At 72.2% G+C, this 20,308-nt stretch carries 13 protein-coding genes and 1 pseudogene; 5 read left to right on the top strand and 9 right to left on the bottom strand.

Annotated features, from left to right (window positions below; translation table 11 throughout):
- Positions 1–1,120, bottom strand: a 1,120-nt coding sequence (locus LG632_RS22530) for a protein kinase domain-containing protein (protein WP_226729239.1), incomplete at its 3' end; no start/stop codon positions are given.
- A 116-nt stretch (positions 1,121–1,236) separates the two neighbouring features.
- Here LG632_RS22530 and LG632_RS22525 point away from each other — a divergent pair.
- Together LG632_RS22525 and LG632_RS22520 are read left to right on the top strand one after the other, a co-directional pair.
- Positions 1,237–2,052: a helix-turn-helix domain-containing protein gene (locus tag LG632_RS22525; protein WP_226729238.1), complete on the top strand. Its 816-nt coding sequence runs from the start codon at positions 1,237–1,239 to the stop codon at positions 2,050–2,052.
- Entirely contained in the window at positions 2,049–2,285 is a 237-nt protein-coding gene (locus LG632_RS22520; protein WP_226729237.1) for a DUF397 domain-containing protein, read from the top strand. Before LG632_RS22525 ends, LG632_RS22520 begins: the two co-directional genes overlap by 4 nt.
- 90 nt (positions 2,286–2,375) lie before the next feature.
- On the opposite strand, the gene LG632_RS22515 is transcribed toward LG632_RS22520, so the two are convergent.
- From LG632_RS22515 to LG632_RS22505, 3 genes and pseudogenes are all read right to left on the bottom strand, one after another.
- Positions 2,376–7,328, bottom strand: a complete 4,953-nt coding sequence (locus LG632_RS22515) for an NAD-glutamate dehydrogenase (protein WP_226729236.1) — start codon at positions 7,326–7,328, stop codon at positions 2,376–2,378.
- Positions 7,329–7,677: 349 nt separating this feature from the next.
- Positions 7,678–8,334: pseudogene (locus tag LG632_RS22510) on the bottom strand (HAD family hydrolase); the annotation flags it as partial.
- Positions 8,335–8,534: 200 nt separating this feature from the next.
- Entirely contained in the window at positions 8,535–9,035 is a 501-nt protein-coding gene (locus LG632_RS22505) for a DUF6912 family protein (RefSeq protein WP_226729235.1), read from the bottom strand.
- Positions 9,036–9,447: 412 nt separating this feature from the next.
- Between LG632_RS22505 and LG632_RS22500 the strand changes: the two genes are divergently transcribed.
- Complete coding sequence (locus tag LG632_RS22500) at positions 9,448–9,834, top strand: Rv3235 family protein (RefSeq protein WP_226729234.1); 387 nt, start codon at positions 9,448–9,450, stop codon at positions 9,832–9,834.
- A 348-nt stretch (positions 9,835–10,182) separates the two neighbouring features.
- On the opposite strand, the gene secA is transcribed toward LG632_RS22500, so the two are convergent.
- A complete protein-coding gene (gene secA, locus LG632_RS22495) occupies positions 10,183–12,966 on the bottom strand; it encodes a preprotein translocase subunit SecA (RefSeq protein WP_226729233.1) in 2,784 nt (927 codons plus the stop codon).
- Between the two features lie 460 nt (positions 12,967–13,426).
- Between secA and LG632_RS22490 the strand changes: the two genes are divergently transcribed.
- Positions 13,427–14,620 (top strand): winged helix-turn-helix domain-containing protein, encoded by a 1,194-nt coding sequence (locus LG632_RS22490; protein ID WP_226729232.1) that lies wholly within the window; start codon positions 13,427–13,429, stop codon positions 14,618–14,620.
- Positions 14,621–15,444: 824 nt separating this feature from the next.
- Here the strand turns inward: LG632_RS22490 and LG632_RS22485 are convergent.
- From LG632_RS22485 to LG632_RS30745, 3 genes are all read right to left on the bottom strand, one after another.
- On the bottom strand, positions 15,445–16,158 hold the full coding sequence (locus tag LG632_RS22485) for a response regulator (protein ID WP_374203546.1): 714 nt from the start codon (positions 16,156–16,158) through the stop codon (positions 15,445–15,447).
- 124 nt (positions 16,159–16,282) lie between these two features.
- Positions 16,283–16,978 (bottom strand): ribosome hibernation-promoting factor, HPF/YfiA family, encoded by a 696-nt coding sequence (hpf, locus tag LG632_RS22475; RefSeq protein ID WP_374203545.1) that lies wholly within the window; start codon positions 16,976–16,978, stop codon positions 16,283–16,285.
- A gap of 306 nt (positions 16,979–17,284) precedes the next feature.
- On the bottom strand, positions 17,285–17,710 hold the full coding sequence (locus tag LG632_RS30745; RefSeq protein ID WP_374203544.1) for a ComF family protein: 426 nt from the start codon (positions 17,708–17,710) through the stop codon (positions 17,285–17,287).
- A 385-nt stretch (positions 17,711–18,095) separates the two neighbouring features.
- Here LG632_RS30745 and LG632_RS22465 point away from each other — a divergent pair, with 385 nt between their 5' ends.
- The gene (locus LG632_RS22465; protein ID WP_226729229.1) at positions 18,096–18,389 is read left to right on the top strand and encodes a hypothetical protein; all 294 of its coding nucleotides are present in this window, start codon (positions 18,096–18,098) and stop codon (positions 18,387–18,389) included.
- Positions 18,390–18,452: 63 nt separating this feature from the next.
- On the opposite strand, the gene LG632_RS22460 is transcribed toward LG632_RS22465, so the two are convergent.
- Positions 18,453–20,294, bottom strand: a complete 1,842-nt coding sequence (locus LG632_RS22460) for an LpqB family beta-propeller domain-containing protein (RefSeq protein ID WP_308108938.1) — start codon at positions 20,292–20,294, stop codon at positions 18,453–18,455.
- Positions 20,295–20,308 lie beyond the last annotated feature (14 nt).

Here is a 20,308-nt window from a genome sequence, read left to right as displayed (position 1 = left end):
ACGGCGAGGCGGCGGGCCCCTGGCTCGCACTGCCGGAGGCGGCCGGGGCGGAGACCGACGTGGACGGCTGCGCCCCGGCCCCCTGCGCGTCGGCCTCCTTCGCCCACGGCGCGATCTGGAACACCGTCACGGCCACCGTCGCCGTGACCGTCACCGACACGACGACCGGAACGGCCACCCCCTCGGGCAGACCGAGGCGCTGCCACCACTTCTTGTGCTCCCGGGTCGTCCCGGCCTGCGGCCGCGCGACGACCGGCCCGGCCGGCGCGTCGAGCTCGCCGAGCGGCCGCCCGGCCGCCGCCCGCCGCGCCGCCGCCGCCATCACCGACGCGTCGGCGTACCGCTCCTCGGGCCGCTTCAGCAGCGCCCGCGCCACGAACGCCCGCACCGGCTCGGGCAGCGCCTGCGGCAGGTCCGGCGCGGGCTCGCGGACGTGCTTCAGCGCGATCTCCACCACCGACTCACCGGTGAACGGCGGCTCACCCGTGAGCAGTTCGTAGACGACCACGCCCATCGAGTACAGGTCGGACGCCGGGACCGCCCCGAGTCCCTCGGCCTGCTCCGGTGCCATGTACAGCGCCGTACCGAGCACCGCGTGCGAGTCGGTGATCCCGGTGCTGGCCGCGCTGGAGCGGGCGATGCCGAAGTCCGTGACGGTCACCCGCCCGTCGGCCCCGAGCATGAGGTTGGACGGCTTGATGTCGCGGTGCGTCACGCCTTGCAGGTGCGCCGCGTGGAGGGCGTCCAGCGCCTGCCCGGCGATGTCGAGCGCCTGCTCGGGGTCCATCGGCCCGCCCTGGGCCCGCACCTCGTTGAGCGGCCGCCCCTCCACGAGGTCCATCACGATGTACGCGACGCGCTCACCGGAGTCGATCTCGCTCTCGCCGTAGTCGTGCACGTCCACGATGCCGGGGTGGCTGAGCGAGGCCAGCACCGTGGCCTCCCGCCGGAACCGGGCCGCGAACGCCGGGTCGTCCAGCAGCGTCGGGAGCAGCACCTTGACGGCGACCTGCCGCCGCAGCACGCCGTCGTCGGCGCGCCACACCTCGCCCATGCCGCCGCCGCCGATCCGCTCGGTCAGCGTGTAACGGTCCCCGAGGACCGTGCCCCGTCCCCACATCCGTGTTCCCCCGTGATCCCTTAAGTGCAGTCGGGGTCAGGGTAGTTGTCCGTACCAAAGTTTTGTACGGGTTCCTGGTGTGGACGCCGGTGGTGACGTGGCGTAACGCTTGATGCATGGTGAGTGACGACGCCGACCGTGCCGCCCTGCGCGACTTCGGCCAGATCGTGAAGGCCTCCCGCCTTCGCGCGGGCCTGACCCAGGAACAGCTGGCCGCCCAGACCAACTACTCCGTCGAGGCCATCGCCTCCGTGGAACAAGGCCGACGACATCCGTCCCGGAAGTTCGTGGCCCTGGTGGACGAGGCGCTGGACGCCTTCGGCGTGATCCACATCGCGTTCAAGCAGCTGAACCGGCGCCGCGGGCTGGCCTCCTGGTTCCGCCGCTGGGCCGAACTGGAAGAGCGGGCGGTGGCTCTCAACACGTACGAGTGCCGACTGGTACCCGGCCTGTTGCAGCCCGAGTCGTACGCCCGGGCCATAATCCAGAACACTCCGCCGCCGGTGACGCCGGAGAAGGCCGAGGCGCTGGTCGCGGCTCGCTGGGACCGCCAGAAGCTGCTGCACCGCGAGCCCCTGATCGCCTTCCACTTCATCATCGAGCAGTCCGTGCTCGAACGGCAGATCGGCGGGTCGGAGGTGACCGGTGAAGTGATCGACCGCCTGCTGGAGTGCGCACAATCACCCAACGTGGACATCCAGATCATGCCCACGGTCCAGCCCCTCCACTCGGGCACCGACGGCCCGTTCCAACTCCTGGAAACGGACGAACACGAGTGGCTGGCGTACACCGAGGGGCCCAAGATGGGCCAGGTGATCGACGCCCCGCAGGACCTCAGCGTCCTGCACCAGCAATATGCCAAACTTCGCTACCAGGCCCTCAACCCGGAGGATTCCGTGGGCCTGTTGGAGCGATTGCGAGGGACCTTATGAGCACTCTGCGGTGGTTCAAGAGCAGCTACAGCAGCAGCCAGGGCGACAGCTGCGTGGAGGTCGCCCTCTCGTGGCACAAGTCGACGTACAGCAGCGGTCAGGGCGACGACTGCGTCGAGGTGGCCTCCTGCGCGGACGCCGTGCACGTGCGGGACTCCAAGGTCGTGCCCGGGCCGGAGTTCGCCGTGGGCCCCGCCGCCTGGACGGACTTCCTGGCGTACGCCACGGCGTAGCAGGCGTAGGACGGCGAGGGCCCCGGCCCCCGGAGCGGATCCGGGGGCCGGGGCCTTCGCCTACCTGGGCCCGGCCAGGGTCAGGACGGACTAGGCGTGCGCGCGCAGCAGCGAGCGCATGGTGCGCATGGCCACGGACAGGTTGGCCAGGTCGAAGTCGTCCGAGGTCTGGATCTCGTCCAGGGTGGTGCGGGCCCGGCTCAGCAGGGCCGCGTTCTTCTCCTCCCAGGCCTTGAACCGCTGCTCCGGCGTCGAGGTGCCGTTGCCGACCGACAGCACGTCCGCCGTCAGGGCGGCGTGCGCGGCGAACAGGTCCTCGCGGATGGCGGCGCGGGCCATGGACTGCCAGCGGTCGGACCGCGGCAGTTCGATGATGCGGTCCATCAGCTGGGTGATGTTCAGCCGGTCGGCCAGGTCGTAGTAGACCTCGGCCACGTCGAGCGGGTCCTTGCCGACGCGGTCGGCGATCGCGACCACGTCGAGGGCCGGGAAGGCGGACGAGAACCCGGCCACCTTCGCCGCCAGCTCCTCCGGCACGCCGGCCCCGGTCAGCTCGGCCAGGATCGACTCGTACCACTCCAGGTCCGCGCCGCGCACCAGCTTGGGCAGCTCGGTCCACACCTGCGCGACCCGCGCGCCGAAGAACTCGATGGTCTCGGTGATCTGCAGCGGCTGCGGCCGGTTGTTGAGCAGCCAGCGGGTGCCGCGCTCGACCAGGCGCCGCGAGTGCAGCCGGATCCGGGTCTGGACGTCGGCGGCGACCTTGTTGTCGAGGTCCTCGACGGCGTCCCAGACCTCGGCCAGGCCGAAGATCTCACGGGCCGACAGCTGCGCCCGGACGATCTCCTCCAGCGAGGCGCCGGTCTCCTCCCGCAGGCGGTGCAGGAAGGTCGAGCCACCGGTGTTGACGGTGTCGTTGACCAGCAGGGTGGTGATGATCTCGCGGCGCAGCGGGTGGCCGTCGACCGCCTCGGGGAACCTCTCGCGCAGCGCCACCGGGAAGTAGGCGTGCAGCAGGCCCCGCAGGTACGGGTCGTCGGGCAGCTCGGTGTGGATCAGCTCGTCCGCCACCGTGATCTTCGTGTAGGCGAGGAGGACGGCCAGCTCCGGCTGGGTCAGGCCCTTGCCGGTGTTGAGCAGCTCGCGGATCTGCCGGTCGTTGGGCAGGAACTCCAGCGCGCGGTCCAGCTTGCCCTCCCGGCCCAGGCGCCGCATGAAGCGCTGCTGGGCGTGGAGCAGGCTCGCGGCCTGGGCGGCGCCGTTGGCCAGGGCGGTGTTCTGCGCGTAGTTGTTGCGCAGCACCAGACGGCCGACCTCGTCGGTCATCTCGGCCAGCAGCTTGTTGCGCTGCTTGACGGTCATGTCGCCCTCGGCGACCAGGCCGTTCAGCAGGATCTTGATGTTCACCTCGTGGTCGGAGGTGTCCACGCCGGCGCTGTTGTCGATGGCGTCGGTGTTGACCTTGCCGCCGGCGCGGGCGAACTCGATCCGGCCGAGCTGGGTCAGGCCCAGGTTGCCGCCCTCGCCGACGACCTTGACCCGCAGGTCCTGGCCGTTGACGCGGATGGCGTCGTTGGCCTTGTCGCCGACCTCGGCGTGCGACTCGGTGCCGGCCTTGACGTACGTACCGATGCCGCCGTTCCACAGCAGGTCCACCGGGGACTTGAGGATCGCCTGCATCAGCTCGGCCGGGGTCAGCTTGGTGACGCCCGCCTCGATGCCGAGGGCCTCGCGGACGTGCGCGTTGACCGGGATGGACTTCGCGGACCGCGGGTGGATGCCGCCGCCGGGGCTGAGCAGCTCGGTGTCGTAGTCGGCCCACGACGAGCGCGGCAGCTCGAACAGGCGGCGGCGCTCGGCGTAGGAGGTGGCCGCGTCCGGGGTCGGGTCGATGAAGATGTGCCGGTGGTCGAAGGCGGCGACCAGGCGGATGTGCTCCGAGAGCAGCATGCCGTTGCCGAAGACGTCGCCGGACATGTCGCCGACACCGACGACCGTGAAGTCCTCGTTCTGGGTGTCGTGGCCCAGTTCGCGGAAGTGCCGCTTGACCGACTCCCACGCGCCGCGGGCGGTGATGCCCATGCCCTTGTGGTCGTAGCCGGCCGAGCCGCCGGAGGCGAAGGCGTCGCCCAGCCAGAAGCCGTACGACTCGGCGACCCCGTTGGCGATGTCGGAGAAGGTGGCGGTGCCCTTGTCGGCGGCGACCACGAGGTAGGTGTCGTCCTCGTCGTGGCGCACGACGTCCTTGGGCGGCACGACCTCGCCGGCGACCAGGTTGTCGGTGATGTCGAGCAGCGCCGAGATGAAGATCTTGTACGAGGCGATGCCCTCGGCGAGCCACGCGTCGCGGTCCACCGACGGGTCGGGCAGGTTCTTGGCGACGAAGCCGCCCTTGGCGCCGACCGGCACGATGACGGTGTTCTTCACCATCTGCGCCTTGACCAGGCCCAGGATCTCCGTACGGAAGTCCTCGCGGCGGTCGGACCAGCGCAGGCCGCCGCGGGCGACCTTGCCGAAGCGCAGGTGCACGCCCTCCACGCGCGGCGAGTACACCCAGATCTCGAACGCCGGACGCGGGGCCGGCAGGTCCGGGATGGCCTGCGGGTCGAACTTCATCGACACGTAGGAGTGCGGCTCGCCGTCCGGGCCCTTCTGGAAGAAGTTGGTCCGCAGGGTCGCCTTGATGAGGGTGAGGAAGGACCGCAGGATGCGGTCCTCGTCCAGCGAGGCGACCTGGTCCAGGGCCCCGTCCAGCTCCTCCAGCATCGCGTCCACGAGCTCGCTGCCCGCGGCCTGGTGGCTGGGCGACATGCGGGACTCGAAGAGGGAGACCAGCAGCCGGGTGGTGTGGACGTTGTTGCGGAGGGTGTCCTCCATGTAGTCCTGGCTGAAGGTGGAGCCGGCCTGGCGCAGGTACTTGGCGTACGCGCGCAGGACGACGGCCTGCCGCCAGGTCAGCCCGGCGCGCAGCACCAGGGTGTTGAAGTTGTCGTTCTCGGCCTGGCCGGTCCAGACGGCCGCGAAGGCCTCCTGGAAGCGCTCGCGGGCGTCGTCGCCGAGGTAGGAGTCGCCGCCGGCGGCGGGCGCGGGCATGCGCAGGCCGAAGTCGTAGATCCAGGCGTGCGAGCGGTCGGCGCAGCGCAGCTCGTACGGGCGCTCGTCGGTGACCTCGACGCCCAGGCGCTGGAGCACCGGCAGCACGGCGGACAGGGAGACCTGCTCGCCCGTGCGGTAGATCTTGAAGCGGCGCTCGCCGGGGCCGGCGCCGACCGGCTCGTACAGCGAGAGCGCGAAGTCGCGGCCGCTCTCGCGCAGCTTCTCCAGGTGCACGAGGTCGGCGACGGCGCGGGCGGCGGTGTGGTCGGACTTGTAGCCCTCGGAGAACGCACCGGCGTAGCGGCGCATCAGCTCCGCGCCGCGCTCCTCGCCGAGCTCGGCGATCAGGGCCTGCTCGAAGCCGTCGGCCCAGGAGCGGGCCGCCTCCACCAGGCGCTGCTCCAGGCGCTCGGCGTCGGCGTCGGTGAGCACCGGCAGCTCGGTGCCCTGCGGGACGCGGACGACGAAGTGGATGCGGGAGAGGATGGACTCGGTGTTCCAGGCGGTGAAGTCGACGCTGGTGCCGCCGAGCTCCTCCTTGAGGATGTCCATCAGGCGCAGCCGGACGCCGGTGGTGAAGCGGTCGCGCGGCAGGTAGACGAGGGCCGAGTAGTAGCGGCCGTACTCGTCCTGGCGCAGGTACAGGCGCAGCCGGCGGCGCTCCTGGAGGTAGAGCACCGAGGTGACGATCTCGCGGAGCTTGTCGACCGGGGTCTGGAACAGCTCGTCGCGCGGGTAGGTCTCCAGGATCTGGAGCAGGTCCCGGCCGTCGTGGCTGTTGGGCGAGAAGCCGGCCTGCTCCAGCACCTCGGCGACCTTGCGGCGGATCACCGGGACGCGGCGCACGGACTCGGTGTACGCGGCGGAGGAGAACAGGCCGAGGAAGCGGCGCTCGCCGACCACGTTGCCCTCGGCGTCGAACTTCTTCACGCCGACGTAGTCGAGGTACGACGGGCGGTGCACGGTGGCGCGGCTGTTGGCCTTGGTGAGGACCAGCAGCTTGTGCTCGCGCGCCTTGGCGCGGGCGTCGGCGGGCAGCCGGTTGAACGACGGCGAGACGGGGTGGCCGGCGTCCTTGCCGCTGTGGTGCGGGTCGGAGCGCAGGATGCCGAGGCCGGTGCCGGGGACGGCGGACAGGGCGTCGCCGTCGACCAGGTTGTACTCGCGGTAGCCGAGGAAGGTGAAGTGGTCGTCGGCGAGCCAGCGCAGCAGCTCGCGGGCCTCGTCGAGCTCGTGCTCGCGCAGGTCGGGGGCGGTGGGCTCGTTCGGGAGCTCCTCGGCGATGCGCAGCGCGGCGTCGCGCATCTTCTCCCAGTCCTCGACGGCCTCGCGGACGTCGGACAGGACGCGCAGCAGGTCGGCGGTGATCTGCTTGAGGTCGGCCTTGTCGGTCTCGCGGTCGATCTCGACGTGGATCCAGGACTCGACGAGGGAGTCGTGGGGGCGCGCGGTGCGCGGGCCGTGGGCGTCGCAGTCGGGGCCGAGGATCTCGATCAGCTTGCCGGTGACGTCGCGGCGTACGACGACCTGGGGGTGGACCACCAGGTGGATGCCGCGGCCGACGCGGGAGAGCTCGTTGGTCACGCTGTCGACGAGGAAGGGCATGTCGTCGGTGACGACCTCGACGACGGAGTGGCTGGAGGTCCAGCCGTTCTCCTCGACGGTGGGGGTCAGGACGCGGACGTTCGCCGTGCCCTGCGGACGGTTCTCGGCGAGGCGGTAGTGCGAGAGGGCCGCGCCGAAGACGTCGACCGGGTCGCGGTCGGAGAGGTCCTCGGGGGCGGTGTGCAGGTAGTAGCGCTGGAGGTAGTCGAGCACCGTGTCCCGGTCGGGGCGCTCGCCCTGCTCGGACCCAGTCGGAAGTAGCCCCCCGGCCGGGCTGTTCTCAGCTACCCGTGCCGCCCGTGCGAGCAGCTCGGCCTTTGCTTCGTCCAGCTTGGTCTGCATGTCCTCATGGCTCCTGTCGCGCGCCGTTGCGTGACGTAGGTGAAGGAAGGAATGACGCGGCGCCGCGCTGCAGAGGATGCAGGCGGCGCAGTGTCGAAGGGAGAGGCGACCGGGAGGGAATCGGCCAGCGGGCCGTGGTCCCGGCAGCGGCGATCAGCGAGGGCCCGGGCACCATGGTGTGCCGGGCGCATGCCGGGAGCGGGTGCGCCCCCGAGGACTATCGCGCTGATCACGGGTACAAGGCTATCTCGCCTGACCCCCCGCACGTCATTCACTGCATCTGTACAAAACCTGGGCCGGAACTTTGACACTCTGGCCAGCGACTGGACGGAACCGGACGTGCCAGTGGCTATTCGGCCAGTTCGCGGGCTGCGAGGACGGCGTCGGCCAGGGTGTCCACGACCGGGACACCGGCCGATTCCAGACTTGCGCGGCTGTGCGATCCGCCCGTGTAGAGCACGGCACGAGCACCCACATGAGCGGCGGCGCGGGCGTCGTCCACGGCGTCACCTATGAGGACCGTACGGGAGGCGGTCACGCCCGTCGGGGCGAGGGCCTGCAAATGCCGTACGAGATGTCCAGCCTTGGAGGTGTGCGAGGGGCCGGTCCGGCCGTCGACGCGGACGAACCGCTCGCTGATGCCGTGGGTGCGCACGAGGGGCACGAGACGGTCGTGGGGCGCGAGGGAGAGCAGGGACTGGCTCAGGCCCTGGCGCTGCCAGTCGTGGAGCAGCTCGCGGGCGCCGTCGGTGAGGCCGGCGGTCTCGGCGGCGGCCCAGTAGTGGCGGTGGAAGGTCTCGTCCATGACCAACCACTCGGCCTCGGTGGGGAGGCGGCCCATGATCCGCTCGTAGAACTTGGGCACCGGCACGACGTAGAGGTCGCGGTACTCCTCCAGGGTGAGCGGGGCGAAGCCGAACTCGGCGAAGGAGGCGTTCGTCGCGGCGATGACGGCGTCGATGTCGTGCAGCAGGGTCCCGTTCCAGTCCCAGACGAGGTGGGGGCCGGCGGACCCGGGGGCCGGGCCCTGCTCGGGCGCCGGGACGAGGTCGCGCGCGGCGGCCGGGGCGTGCTCAGGCGCGGGGACCACGTCGGAGGCGGGGACGGCGTCGGTGGTGGGGAGGGAAGGGGAGGCGGGGACCACGTCGGAGGCGGGGACGGAAGGCGAGGCGGAGGCGGAGGCCCGGTCAGGGGCGGACGAGGCGGTCATGCGAGCAGCCCCGGGATCTCCTGCACGCCGAACCAGAGCAGCTCGTGGTCCTCGGCGCCGTCGACGGTGAACCGCGCGTCGTCGTCCCCGGCGTCGGCGGCGGCCAGGGCCGCGGCGGCCGCGGCGACATCGGCCTCGGCGTCGTCGGCGTCCACGTGCACGGCGGCCGCGACCGCGAGCCGGACCGGCCCGGCGAGGGTGACCTGGCCGAGCGTGGCCTCGTCGAGGCCGGGGGTGGCGGAGGCGGCCTTGTCCTCGACGTCGACGGCGACGACGACGCGCCGGCGCGGCGCGGCGGCGTCCTCGGCGAGCATCCGCAGGCTGGCGGCGGCGGCCCGGCTGAGGGCGGCGTACTCCAGCTCCTCGATGTCGTCGGACACGTACCACTCCCGCAGCCCGGGCGTCACGGCGTACGCCCGCACGGGCGCCGGGCCCAGCTCACCGGCCTTGTGCGCCTCGGCGAGCCCGGGGAGGGTCAGGGGGACGTACACGCGCATGACCGGCTGCTTTCCGTAGTCGGGAACGCCCTCAGCATACGACCGCCGGCTGGGTTCGGGCCCCCGGATTCCGTGGCCTCCTGCGGAGGCAGAGCACGTCAGCGCAGGGTGACGGCGCCGTACCCCATCGAGGGCCCTGCCGCACGCCCGACGCCGTCCACCTGCGGCCTCAGGGGCGGGGCGCCTGCCGTGTCCCCACCGGGGCTTGTCATCCGGATAGGTGAAACCGGGCTCGGTCCGCCGGGCAGGCCCGGAGCGTTGCGGACGGTAGCGGCGCACCCTAGAAGAGTCACCACAAGTTACCGCCCGGTACGCGCCGGGCCTTGGCTGATGCGGGGGCGATCGTATGGACACAGGTGTCGTCGGCGGTGAGGCCGTGCCGCCGGTTCGGGGTGGCGGGCGAGGGCGGGCGGTGTCGCGGACGCGGCCCGCCGGGCGGCGGGACCAGCGGCGGCCCCCGACCGCGCCGCGCGCGGTGCGGCTCGGGCCGCACTACTGGTTCGCCGAGCGGCTGCTGGCCGTGCTGAGCGGCCTGCGGCCGGTCCACGCCATGCTCGGCCACACCATCGGCCCGGCCTACGACCAGCTCGTCGCGCTGGCCCCGGTCGGCCCGCAGGCGCCGGGCCCGCGCCCGGTCCTGCGGCACTGCGGCCGCTTCCACCCCTGCCCGGGCGTCATCGAGGCCTTCGCCCGCATCGGCGTGGGCGAACGCGTCACCGCCATGGCCTTCCGCCTCGAACAGGGCCCCGACCTCCGCTGGCGCTGCGCAGCCCTGGAACTGGCCGGCCCCCTGACCTGACGCACCCCGCCGGCAAGCACGGACCCGGGCCCGGCAAGCACCGGACCCGACCAGCCACCGGGAGGCGGCCGGGCCGGGCCACCTACAGCCCGGCCGAGGCCTGCAGCGCACCGGAAGCCGCGCGGGGACGTACGCCACCAGCTTGGGGGCGGCCCCGCACAGAGAGGCCGCACGTACGGCCCCTGGGGATCGGCCCCCGCGACGCGCCTACGACGTCGGCGTCAGGCCCCGCCCGTGCGGGCGTACGCCGACCCGGCCCCGCGCGGCAGGGGGCGCGAACGCCGACGGGGTCGCCCCCGCGCCATGGGCGCGGGGACGACCCCGTCGTGGTGTGGCTTCGCCGGTCGGCTACTTCTTGCGGCGGCGGCCGCCCGCCGCGCGCTGCGCCTTGCGGCGTTCGGCGCGGGTCATGCCGTCGCCCGCACCGGCACCGGCCTCGTCCTCGAAGTCGCCCTCGACCACGCCGCCCTCGCCGTCCACCGACGGCGCGGAGAAGTGCAGGCCGCCGCGGCGCTGCGGGGCCTCCAGGCCCTTGGCCTTGATCTCGGGGCGGGCCGCCGGGACGGAGGCCTCCTCCTGGACCGGGACCTCCTCGACCTGCTGCTCGACCTGGACCTCCAGGTTGAACAGGTAGCCGACGGACTCCTCCTTGATGCCGTCCTGCATGGCGTTGAACATGTCGAAGCCCTCGCGCTGGTACTCCACCAGCGGGTCCTTCTGCGCCATCGCCCGCAGGCCGATGCCCTCCTGCAGGTAGTCCATCTCGTAGAGGTGCTCGCGCCACTTGCGGTCCAGCACCGACAGCACCACGCGCCGCTCCAGCTCGCGCATGACCTCGGAGCCGAGCTGCTTCTCGCGGGCGTCGTACTGCTCGTGGATGTCGTCCTTGACCAGCTCCGCGATGAACTCGGCCGTGATCCCGGCGCGGTCGCCGGCGGCCTCCTCCAGCTCCTCGATGGTGACCTTGATCGGGTAGAGCTGCTTGAACGCGCTCCACAGCCGGTCCAGGTCCCACTCCTCGGCGAAGCCCTCGACGGTCTCGGCCGCGATGTACGCGTCGATGGTGTCGTCCATCATGTGGCGCACCTGCTCGTGCAGGTCCTCGCCCTCCAGGACGCGGCGGCGCTCGCGGTAGATGACCTCACGCTGGTTGTTGAGGACCTCGTCGTACTTCAGGACGTTCTTGCGCGTCTCGAAGTTCTGGTTCTCGACCTGCGACTGGGCGGACGCGATCGCCCGCGTCACCATCTTGTTCTCGATCGGCACGTCGTCCGGCACGTTGGCCATGGACATCACGCGCTCGACCATCTGCGCCTTGAACAGTCGCATCAGGTCGTCGCCCAGCGACAGGTAGAAGCGGGACTCGCCCGGGTCGCCCTGACGGCCGGAACGACCCCGCAGCTGGTTGTCGATGCGCCGCGACTCGTGCCGCTCGGTGCCCAGCACGTACAGCCCGCCGAGCTCCTTGACCTCCTCGAACTCGGCCTTGACGGCCGCCTCGGCCCGCTGGAGCGCGTCGGGCAGGGCGTGCGCCCACTCCTCGATGTGCTCCTCGGGGTCCAGGCCGCGCTGGCGCAGCTCGGCCTCGGCGAGGTCGTCGGGGTTGCCGCCGAGCTTGATGTCGGTACCGCGACCGGCCATGTTCGTGGCGACGGTGACCGCGCCGCGGCGGCCGGCCTGCGCGACGATGGCGGCCTCGCGCTCGTGGTGCTTGGCGTTGAGGACCTCGTGCGGGATGCCGCGCTTGCTCAGCTGCTGCGAGAGGTACTCGGACTTCTCGACCGAGGTGGTGCCGACGAGGATCGGCTGGCCCTTCTCGTGCTTCTCCGCGATGTCGTCCACGACGGCCGCGAACTTGGCGACCTCGGTCCGGTAGATCAGGTCCGGCTGGTCCACGCGCTGCATCGGCCGGTTCGTCGGGATCGGCACGACGCCCAGCTTGTAGATCTGGTGGAACTCGGCGGCCTCGGTCATGGCCGTACCGGTCATGCCGGAGAGCTTCTTGTACAGGCGGAAGAAGTTCTGCAGGGTGATCGTGGCGAGCGTCTGGTTCTCGTCCTTGATGTCCACCCCTTCCTTCGCCTCGATCGCCTGGTGCATGCCCTCGTTGTAGCGGCGGCCGGCGAGGATACGGCCGGTGTGCTCGTCGACGATCATGACCTCGCCGTCGATGACGACGTAGTCCTTGTCCTTCTTGAACAGTTCCTTCGCCTTGATGGCGTTGTTCAGGTAACCGACGAGCGGGGTGTTCACCGACTCGTACAGGTTGTCGATGCCGAGCCAGTCCTCGACCTTGGCGACGCCGGACTCGTGGATGCCGACGGTCCGCTTCTTCTCGTCGACCTCGTAGTCGCCGGTCTCCTCGATGCCCTTGAGCGGGTTGCCCGGCTCGCCCTTGGTCAGGCGGGTGACCAGCTTGGCGAAGTCGCCGTACCACTTCGTGGCCTGGTCGGCGGGGCCGGAGATGATCAGCGGGGTACGGGCCTCGTCGATGAGGATCGAGTCGACCTCGTCGACCACGGCGAAGTTGTGGCCGCGCTGGACCAGCTCGTCCTTCGACCAGGCCATGTTGTCGCGCAGGTAGTCGAAGCCGAACTCGTTGTTCGTGCCGTACGTGATGTCGCACGCGTACTGCTCGCGGCGCTGGGCCGGCGACATGTTCGCCAGGATGCAGCCCACGCTCAGGCCGAGGAAGCGGTGGACGCGGCCCATCATCTCGGAGTCGCGCTCGGCGAGGTAGTCGTTCACCGTGATCAGGTGCACGCCCTCGCCGGACAGGGCGTTCAGGTACGCGGGCAGGGTGCCGACCAGGGTCTTGCCCTCACCGGTCTTCATCTCCGCGACGTACCCGAGGTGCAGCGCGGCACCACCCATGATCTGGACGTCGTAGTGGCGCTGGCCGAGCACGCGCTTGGCGGCCTCGCGGACGGTGGCGAACGCCTCGGGCAGCAGGTCGTCCAGGGACTCACCGTCCTGGTAGCGCTGCTTGTACTCGTCCGTGAGCGCCCGCAACTCGGCGTCGGAGAGATTGACGAAGTCCTCTTCGATGGAGTTGACCTGGTCCGCAATGCGGTGCAGTTTGCGCAGGATCTTGCCTTCGCCTGCACGCATGAGCTTGGTGAGGACGGACACTGAGGCGGGTCTCCTTGCCGGTCGGGCCTGGCACTGTTTCGTACACGGGCACGGCAGGTGGGCCCCACCGCACCGGCCATCGTAAGCGAGGACGAGGCCACGCCGGGAGGTCTACCGCGGCCGCGGGGCGGCCGGCACCCGTAAGGACAACGCGCGGGACGCGCCGAAGGTGCCGCACTTTGCGAAAACTGTTCGCTTCCGTGACGGGGACCTCGCGGGGGACGGGTCGCGTGTCGGGACCTCGCGCGGGACGGGTCGCGTGACGGGGCCTCGCAGGGGACGGGTCGCGTGACGGGGCCTCGCGGGGGACGGATCGCATGACGGGACCGCCCGCGCCCGGTCCGGTGACAGGGACCTCCGGCGCCCGGTCCGGTGACGGGGACCTCCCGCGCCCGAGGCCCGGTGACGGGGACCTCCCGCCCCCGGGCCCGTTGTCAGTGGCGGGTCCTAGGCTGCGGCCATGAGCCTGCTCCCGCCGCCGTCCCTGTCCCTGTCCGCCGACGACGCGCGCCGGATCGCCCTGCGCGCCCAGGGCTTCCTCGGCGCGCCCGACCGCCGGGGCGGGGTCCGGGGGGTGCTCCGCCACCTGGGCGCCGTACAGCTCGACACGATCTCGGTGCTGGCCCGCTCGCACGAGCTGGTCCCCTACGCACGGCTGGGCGCGGTCGGCCGGGAGGCGGTGGAGCGCGCCTACTGGTCCGACAGCCACGCCTTCGAGTACTGGTCGCACGCCGCGTGCATCCTGCCGATCGAGGAGTGGCCGCACTTCGCGTTCCGGCGCCGCGCCCGGCGGGCCCGGGGGCACCGCTGGCACGTCCTGAAGGACAAGGAACGGTCCACCGAGGCCGTGCTGCACCGGCTCGCCGCCGAGGGGCCGCTGACCTCGTCCGAGCTGGGCGGTGCCAAGAACGGCGGCGAGTGGTTCGAGTGGTCGGAGACCAAGATCGCGGTGGAGTGGCTGCTCGACACCGGCGAGGTGGTCTGCACCGAGCGGCGCGGCTGGAAGCGCGTCTACGACCTCGCCGAGCGCGCGGTGCCGGACGCCCTGTTCCACGACGAGCTCGACGACCGCGAGTGCCTGCGCCGGCTGGTGGCGCTGGCCGGGCAGTCCCTCGGCGTCGGCACCCGGGCCGACATCGCGGACTACCACCGGCTCGCCGGCCGCCAGGTCGACGACGTGATCGCCGACTCCGGCCTGGTGCCGGTCGAGGTCGAGGGCTGGGGCAAGGGCGGCGGTCCGGCCGCGGCCTGGGCGGACCCGGCCGCGCTGGCGAGCGTGCCGCGGGGCCGGCACCGCACGACGCTGCTCTCGCCGTTCGACTCGCTGATCTGGGACCGGCCGCGCACGGAGCGGATCTTCGGCTTCACGCACCGCCTGGAGGCCTACGTGCCGCGGCCCCAGCGGGTCCACGGCTACTTCGCCATGCCGCTGCTGACGGGCGGGCGCCTGCAGGGCCGCGTCGACCCGGCCCGCGAGGGCCGCACCCTGGTGGCCCGCCAGCTCTCGCTGACCACCCCGAAGGCGGCCCCCGCCATGGCGGCGGCCCTGCGCGAGGCGGCGCAGTGGGTGGGCTGCGACACGATCCGCGTGGACCGCGCCACGACCCCCGCCGAAGCCGCGGCGGTCACGGCAGAACTGACCCACCTCACCTGAGCCGGACCGACCCCGGAGCCGGACCCCAAGCACCGAAGCCGCGCGCCGCCACACCGCCCGACCGAGCCGGGGCCGGACCCGGCGCCACGCCGCCCGACCGGGCGGGTGCCAGGCCCGGCGCCACACCGCCCGACCGGGCGGGGGCCGAGCGCCGCCACACCGCCCGCCCGGGCTTGGGACGGGCCTCCGGCCGGCTTCGGCCCCGGGCGGGTCTGCGGCTCGGCCGGGGGCGGGGGAACGAGAGCGGGCGACTCCTCTCCAACTCGGCTCGGCTGAGGCCCGGGATGGCCCGGCCGGGGCGGGTCTCCCGCCCGGCTTCGCCGAGGGCGGGCCCGGCGCGGCTCCGCCGTAGGCCCGCGTCGGGTCCCGCTCGGCTCGGCAGGTACGAGCCGAGGGCGCGCGGTCGAGGCAGGGTGCGCCGGAACCTGTCTCCGGCTCGACACGGCTCGGCCGGTGCGAGCCTAGGGCCCGCCGTCGGGGCCCGACCTGGGCCGCACCGGGTGTCCCGCTCCGCCCGGCCGGTTACCGGCTCCGCTCCAACCGGGGGTGCGCCCGCGGCCCGGGCCCGCGTCGGGGCCCGGCTGGCCCCTCTCCAACTCGGCGCGGCGGGGGCGGCGGCGGGCCTCCGGTCAGGTTCGGCCTCGGGCGGGTCTCCCGCTCGGCCGGGCCGGGCTAGCCGCTCGGCTCCGCCGAGGGCGGGCCCGGCGCGGGCCAGCGCGGGTGCGGCCAAGGCAGGCCCGGCGCGGGTCCGGCGTAGGACGCCGTCGGGGGCCGTGGTCAGGGCACGGGCCCCCGGTCGGGACCGTGGCGGAGGGGCGGGACCGTCAGCGGATCTCCAGGATCTTTTCGCGCATCGCGTACACCACCGCCTCCATCCGGGAGTGCAGCTGCAGCTTCTCCAGGATGTTGCGGACGTGGTTCTTGACGGTGTTCTCGGAGATGAACAACTCCTTGGCGATGTCCCGGTTGTTCATACCGGTCGCCACCAGCTTCAGCACCTCCAGCTCCCGGTCGGTCAGCCTCGGCGCCGGCACCAGCCGGCGCTCGTCGGTGCGCTGGATCATCGACTTGAACTCCGTCAGCAGCTTCGACGCCATCGACGGGCTGATCTGCGACTGGCCGTCCGCCACGGCGCGGATGGCCGTGGCCACCTCGTCCGTGGAGATCTCCTTGAGCAGGTACCCGGTCGCGCCCGCCTTGATCGCGTCGTAGAGGTCGGCCTCCTCGTCGCTGATCGTCAGCATGATGATCTTCGCGGAGGGGGCCACCTCCTTGATCGACGTACAGGCCTCGATCCCGCCGCGCCGTGGCATCCGTACGTCCATCAGCACGATGTCCGGCAGCAGGTCGGCGGCCTTGTCCACCGCCTCCGCCCCGTCCCCGGCCTCTCCGACGACCTGGATGTCCTCCTCCTGCGCGAGGACGATCTCCAGCCCGCGCCGGAACAGGGCGTGGTCGTCCACCACGAGCACCCGGATCGGCTCGCCGCCGGCCGGAGCGCCGCCCGTACGGCAGCCGGGCTCGAAGGTGTCCGCCATCCGTTCCTCCCCCTGCAAGGTCCGCACCAATTCGGCGGAATCGCCCACCGATTGACTGACCGCCAGCATACGGGTGCCCCCGGGACGCAACGGGCGTCCACAGGGGCACCGACCGGCCGGGCCGTCAGCCGCCGAGCGCGCCGCCCGCGCCGCCGCGCGGCTCCTCCGAGCTGGAGGCACCGTCCGGATTGACGTGGATGACGCCGTAGTCGTAGGCGTGACGCCGGTAGACGACGCTGGGCAGCTTCGTCTCGGAGTCGACGAAAAGATAGAAGTCGTGCCCGACCAGCTCCATTTCGTAAAGCGCCTGGTCGAGCGACATGGGTGCGGCCGAGTGGGTCTTCTCGCGGACGATGAGCGGGCCCTCGCCCTTCACTTCGAGCGGTCCGATGCGGGTGGTCGGGACCGCGTCCGCGAGACTCTCGGACACCGGTTCACCGTTCGAATTCAAGGTCGCCGCGTCCGGAACGACGTCGGCGACTTCCGCGGCGGAGAGCCTGCCGGCGCCGCGGCGGCTGTGGCGCTTGTCGTGCTGCCTGCGCAGCCGGGCCTCCAGCTTCTCGTGTGCGAGATCCAGCGCCGCGTACGGGTCGGAGGCGGCCGCCTCGGCCCGGATCACGGGACCGCGCGAACGCACGGTGATCTCCACACGGTCGGAACGGTCGGCCTGCCGCGGGTTCAGCTCCTTCGACACCTCGACGTCCAGGCTGATCACCTTCGCGTCATACTTCTGGATCTTGTCAAGGTTGAGCTTCTCGGCCACGTGCTTGCGGAACCGCTCGGGCACTTCGGTCTTACGGCCCTTGACGACGATGTCCACGCAGAACTCCGTTCCCGGATTGCTTCGCCGCCCGGGCGAAGCGTCTCCCTTTTGCACACCAGGCCCCGGTGAACACCGGAGCCTCGGACTTGGCGACTTTCACCTCCTCCTCCCCCATCGGCAAGATCTCCACCCCACCGAGGTCGGAGTCGAGAGACGTTGCGGGTCGAGGCTCGCCAGTTCCTCTTCAACCGAACATATCTCTCCAGGCCGGTTGTCGGCACCCGCTACTCGAACGTACCTCCGTTCAGGTGCCCCATTGCTTCTACTACCTGGAACGATGCGCCTTCCCGATCAGTTCCAAATCTATTCCCGTCCGTATTGGTCTGTTCGAGTTTTCCCGGATCTTGGCTCAAACCCGTCCGCCGGTCCCGCCACCACCGCCGCGAACAGGCCGCCGCCGGCCACCCCCGGCACCTGCGCGCGCAGCGCCCGGGCGGCCTCCGCGAGGGTGGCGCCGGTGGTCACCACGTCGTCCACCAGAACCGGCTGTACGCCCGCCAGCAGGCCCGCGCCGCCGGGCCGTACGTACAGGGCCCCGGCCATGTTCCGCCGGCGCTCCAGCGCCCCCAGGCCGCCCTGGTCGGCCACCTGGCGCCGCTGCCCCAGCACGGACGCCACCCGCGCCCGGACACCGCCCCGCCGCAGCCGCGCCGCCGCGGCCAGCGCGATCCGCCGCGCCGGATCGTGCCCCCGCGCCCGCACCCGCGCGGGCGCGGACGGTACGGGCACCAGCACGACGGGGCGACCCCGCGCACGCCCGGCCGCGCCTGCCCTGGCCCCCGCTCCTGCTCCTGCTCCCGCTCCCGGCCCCTCCCCCGTGCCCCCTCCCGGCCCTTCCCCCGTGCCCACTCCCGGCTCCTCCCCCGTACCCACCCCCGCTCCCGCTCCCGCCCCCGCACCTGCTCCCGCCCGCACCGCCTCGGCCAACGCCGCGCCCAGGGGTTCGGCGAGCGGCAGCGCCCCGCGCTCCTTGTGCGCGAGGAGCACCGCCCGTACGACGCCCCCGTAGGCCCCGGCCGCGTACACCGGCGGCAGCCCGCCGGGCACCGGCCGCGGCCGGACCCGGCCCGCCCCGCCTCCCACGACCTCCGCCCGGCACGCCCCGCACAGCACCGTGCGCGCGGCCCCGCACCCCGCGCACGCCCCCGGCAACACCAGCCCGACCACCTCCGTCCACCACCACCCCGGCACGCACACCAGCCTGCCGGGGTACGCCTCGACCGCACCACCCCTGTGGATAACCGATGGGGCGGCGCGGGAGGAGGCCGGGAACGACGAACAGCAGAACCAGAAGCAGAAGCAGGAGCAGGAACAGGAACAGGAGCTGGAGCTGGAGCTGGAGCTGGAGCCGGAGCTGGAGCTGGAGCCGGAGCAGCAAGACCAGGAACAGGACCAGCAGGACCACTAGCAGAACCAGCAGAACCAGCCCCCAGCCCAGCCCCCAGCTCAACCCCCAGCCCAGGCCCCCAGCTCAACCCGGATAGACCGGAGCCTTGCCCCCCGCGGCCACCGTGCGCCACTGGGCGCCCGGCGGCAGCCAGACGATGCCGTCGTCCACCGAGTGGGCCACCACCGGCTTGTTCTCGTCGTCCGAGGCGGCGATCGCCGTCAGGCCGGTCGCGCCCGGCAGGCTGGCCGCGACCATCGAGCCGTCCGACAGCATGTAGCGGGCCTGCACCACCCCGCCGCTCTCCCGACCGACCACCAGCAGCCGCCCGCGCGGGGCCCAGCTCATCGCCGTGACGTCGGCCATCTGCGGTGCCGCGGCCCGCAGCTCGCGCACGGACACCGTGCCGGCCGCCGTGCCCGGGCCGTCGGGGCGGCTCTCCGGCCGCTCGATCCGGCCGATGTGGAGGTTCTTGCGCCCGTCCTTGACGACCAGCAGCGCGATCCGCACCCCGTCCGGGGCCACCCGCAACGCGCTGATCCGGCCCCCGTCCAGCCCGGCGACCTCGACCTTCTCCGGCTTGGCGACCCCGCCGCGCACCAGCCACAGCGCCGGCGCCGCCGGGTCCTGGTCGGCCACCCACAGATCGCCGCGCGGGTCCCAGCTGGGTGCCGTCAGCTTGTTGGCCCGGCTGGTCAGGACCGGCACCGGCATCTGCCCGGCCGTCGTCAGCGAGACCACGTGCAGGGCGTGCCCGTCCTCGGAGACCACCGCGGCGCGCTTCTCGTCGTACGCCACCGCCGCCGCGCCCACCCGGAAGCCGGGCGTGGTGTTCAGCGGGCCGGGTACCGCGTTCGCCCGGTCCTGGAGCTCGCTCTCGGTGTGCAGCTCCATCCGCACCAGCTTGGCGTCGTTGTCGACGTAGTACTGGTAGCGCGTCCCCGTCGTCCGCCCGGCCGTCGTCGACGCCGTCGCCTCGGCCACCCCGCACAGCGCGGACTTGTCCGAGCGCAGCAGCTCGACCCGGTCCAGCCGGGAGGCCGTCAGGTCGCGCGCCGTGTAGAAGAGCTGAGCGGCCATCTTCTGGCACTGCGGCTGCGCCACGTTGTCGGCCTTGTCGTTGAGCGGCACCCGCAGCGTGTTCTGGCCGTTCTGGCTGTCGTACGTCAGCGACTTGGTGCCCTCGCGCAGCTCCGTACCGCTGGGGAAGCTGGAGGTGACCACCGGCCCGAGCCACTTGGAGGGGCCGGCCAGCAGGGACTTGACGGTCTGTGCCATCGGGTCCATGCGGGTCTCGGGGTCGGTGCGCTGGCGTACGTACACCGGGTCGGCGACCAGCGTCGAGCCGGCGAAGTAGTACTTGTTGACGGGCTTGAAGATGCGCTGGAAGTCGGACTCGCTGAGCACCAGCCCGTTCGGCGGGGTGGCGATGCGCCACTGGCCGTCCTTGCCCTTGACCAGCTGCAGGTACTCGTCGTACGTCCCGCCGGCGGTGTGGGGCTGGTACGCGCTGCGCTCGTCGACGGTGGCGAGCTTCTTGCCGCTGAGCTTGAACCGGGGCCCGTCCGGGTCCTTCTCGCCCTGCACCGACACCCAGGTCAGGCCGCCGGAGGTGACGGTGACCCCGGAGCTCGGCCTCCAGTTCTTGGCCGCCTCGTCGGTCAGGTACTTGCGGGCGGTCTCCAGCTGCGGGTCGTCGGCGGTCATCGCCTCCACGAACCCGTCCACGATGTCGGAGGGGCTGGCGTTCTCGGCCGGCGGTACGCCGAACACCCGGACCTGGGAGTCGGTGCCGTGCGAGGCCTTGACCTGACGGATCTCGCCGTGGTCCGGCATCGACGCGCAGCCGGCCACGAGCAGGGCGAGACCACCGGCGACGGCGCCTGCGCGCAGCCCGGCCGCCCGGGCGCTCCCGCCGCCGGCCACCGGAGCATTCCCGC

Source organism: Streptomyces antimicrobicus (genome assembly GCF_020532625.1).
Taxonomy (GTDB): Bacteria; Actinomycetota; Actinomycetes; order Streptomycetales; family Streptomycetaceae; genus Streptomyces; species Streptomyces antimicrobicus.
The sequence above is the reverse complement of the archived record's forward strand: the minus strand, read 5'-3'. Positions and strand labels throughout refer to the sequence as shown.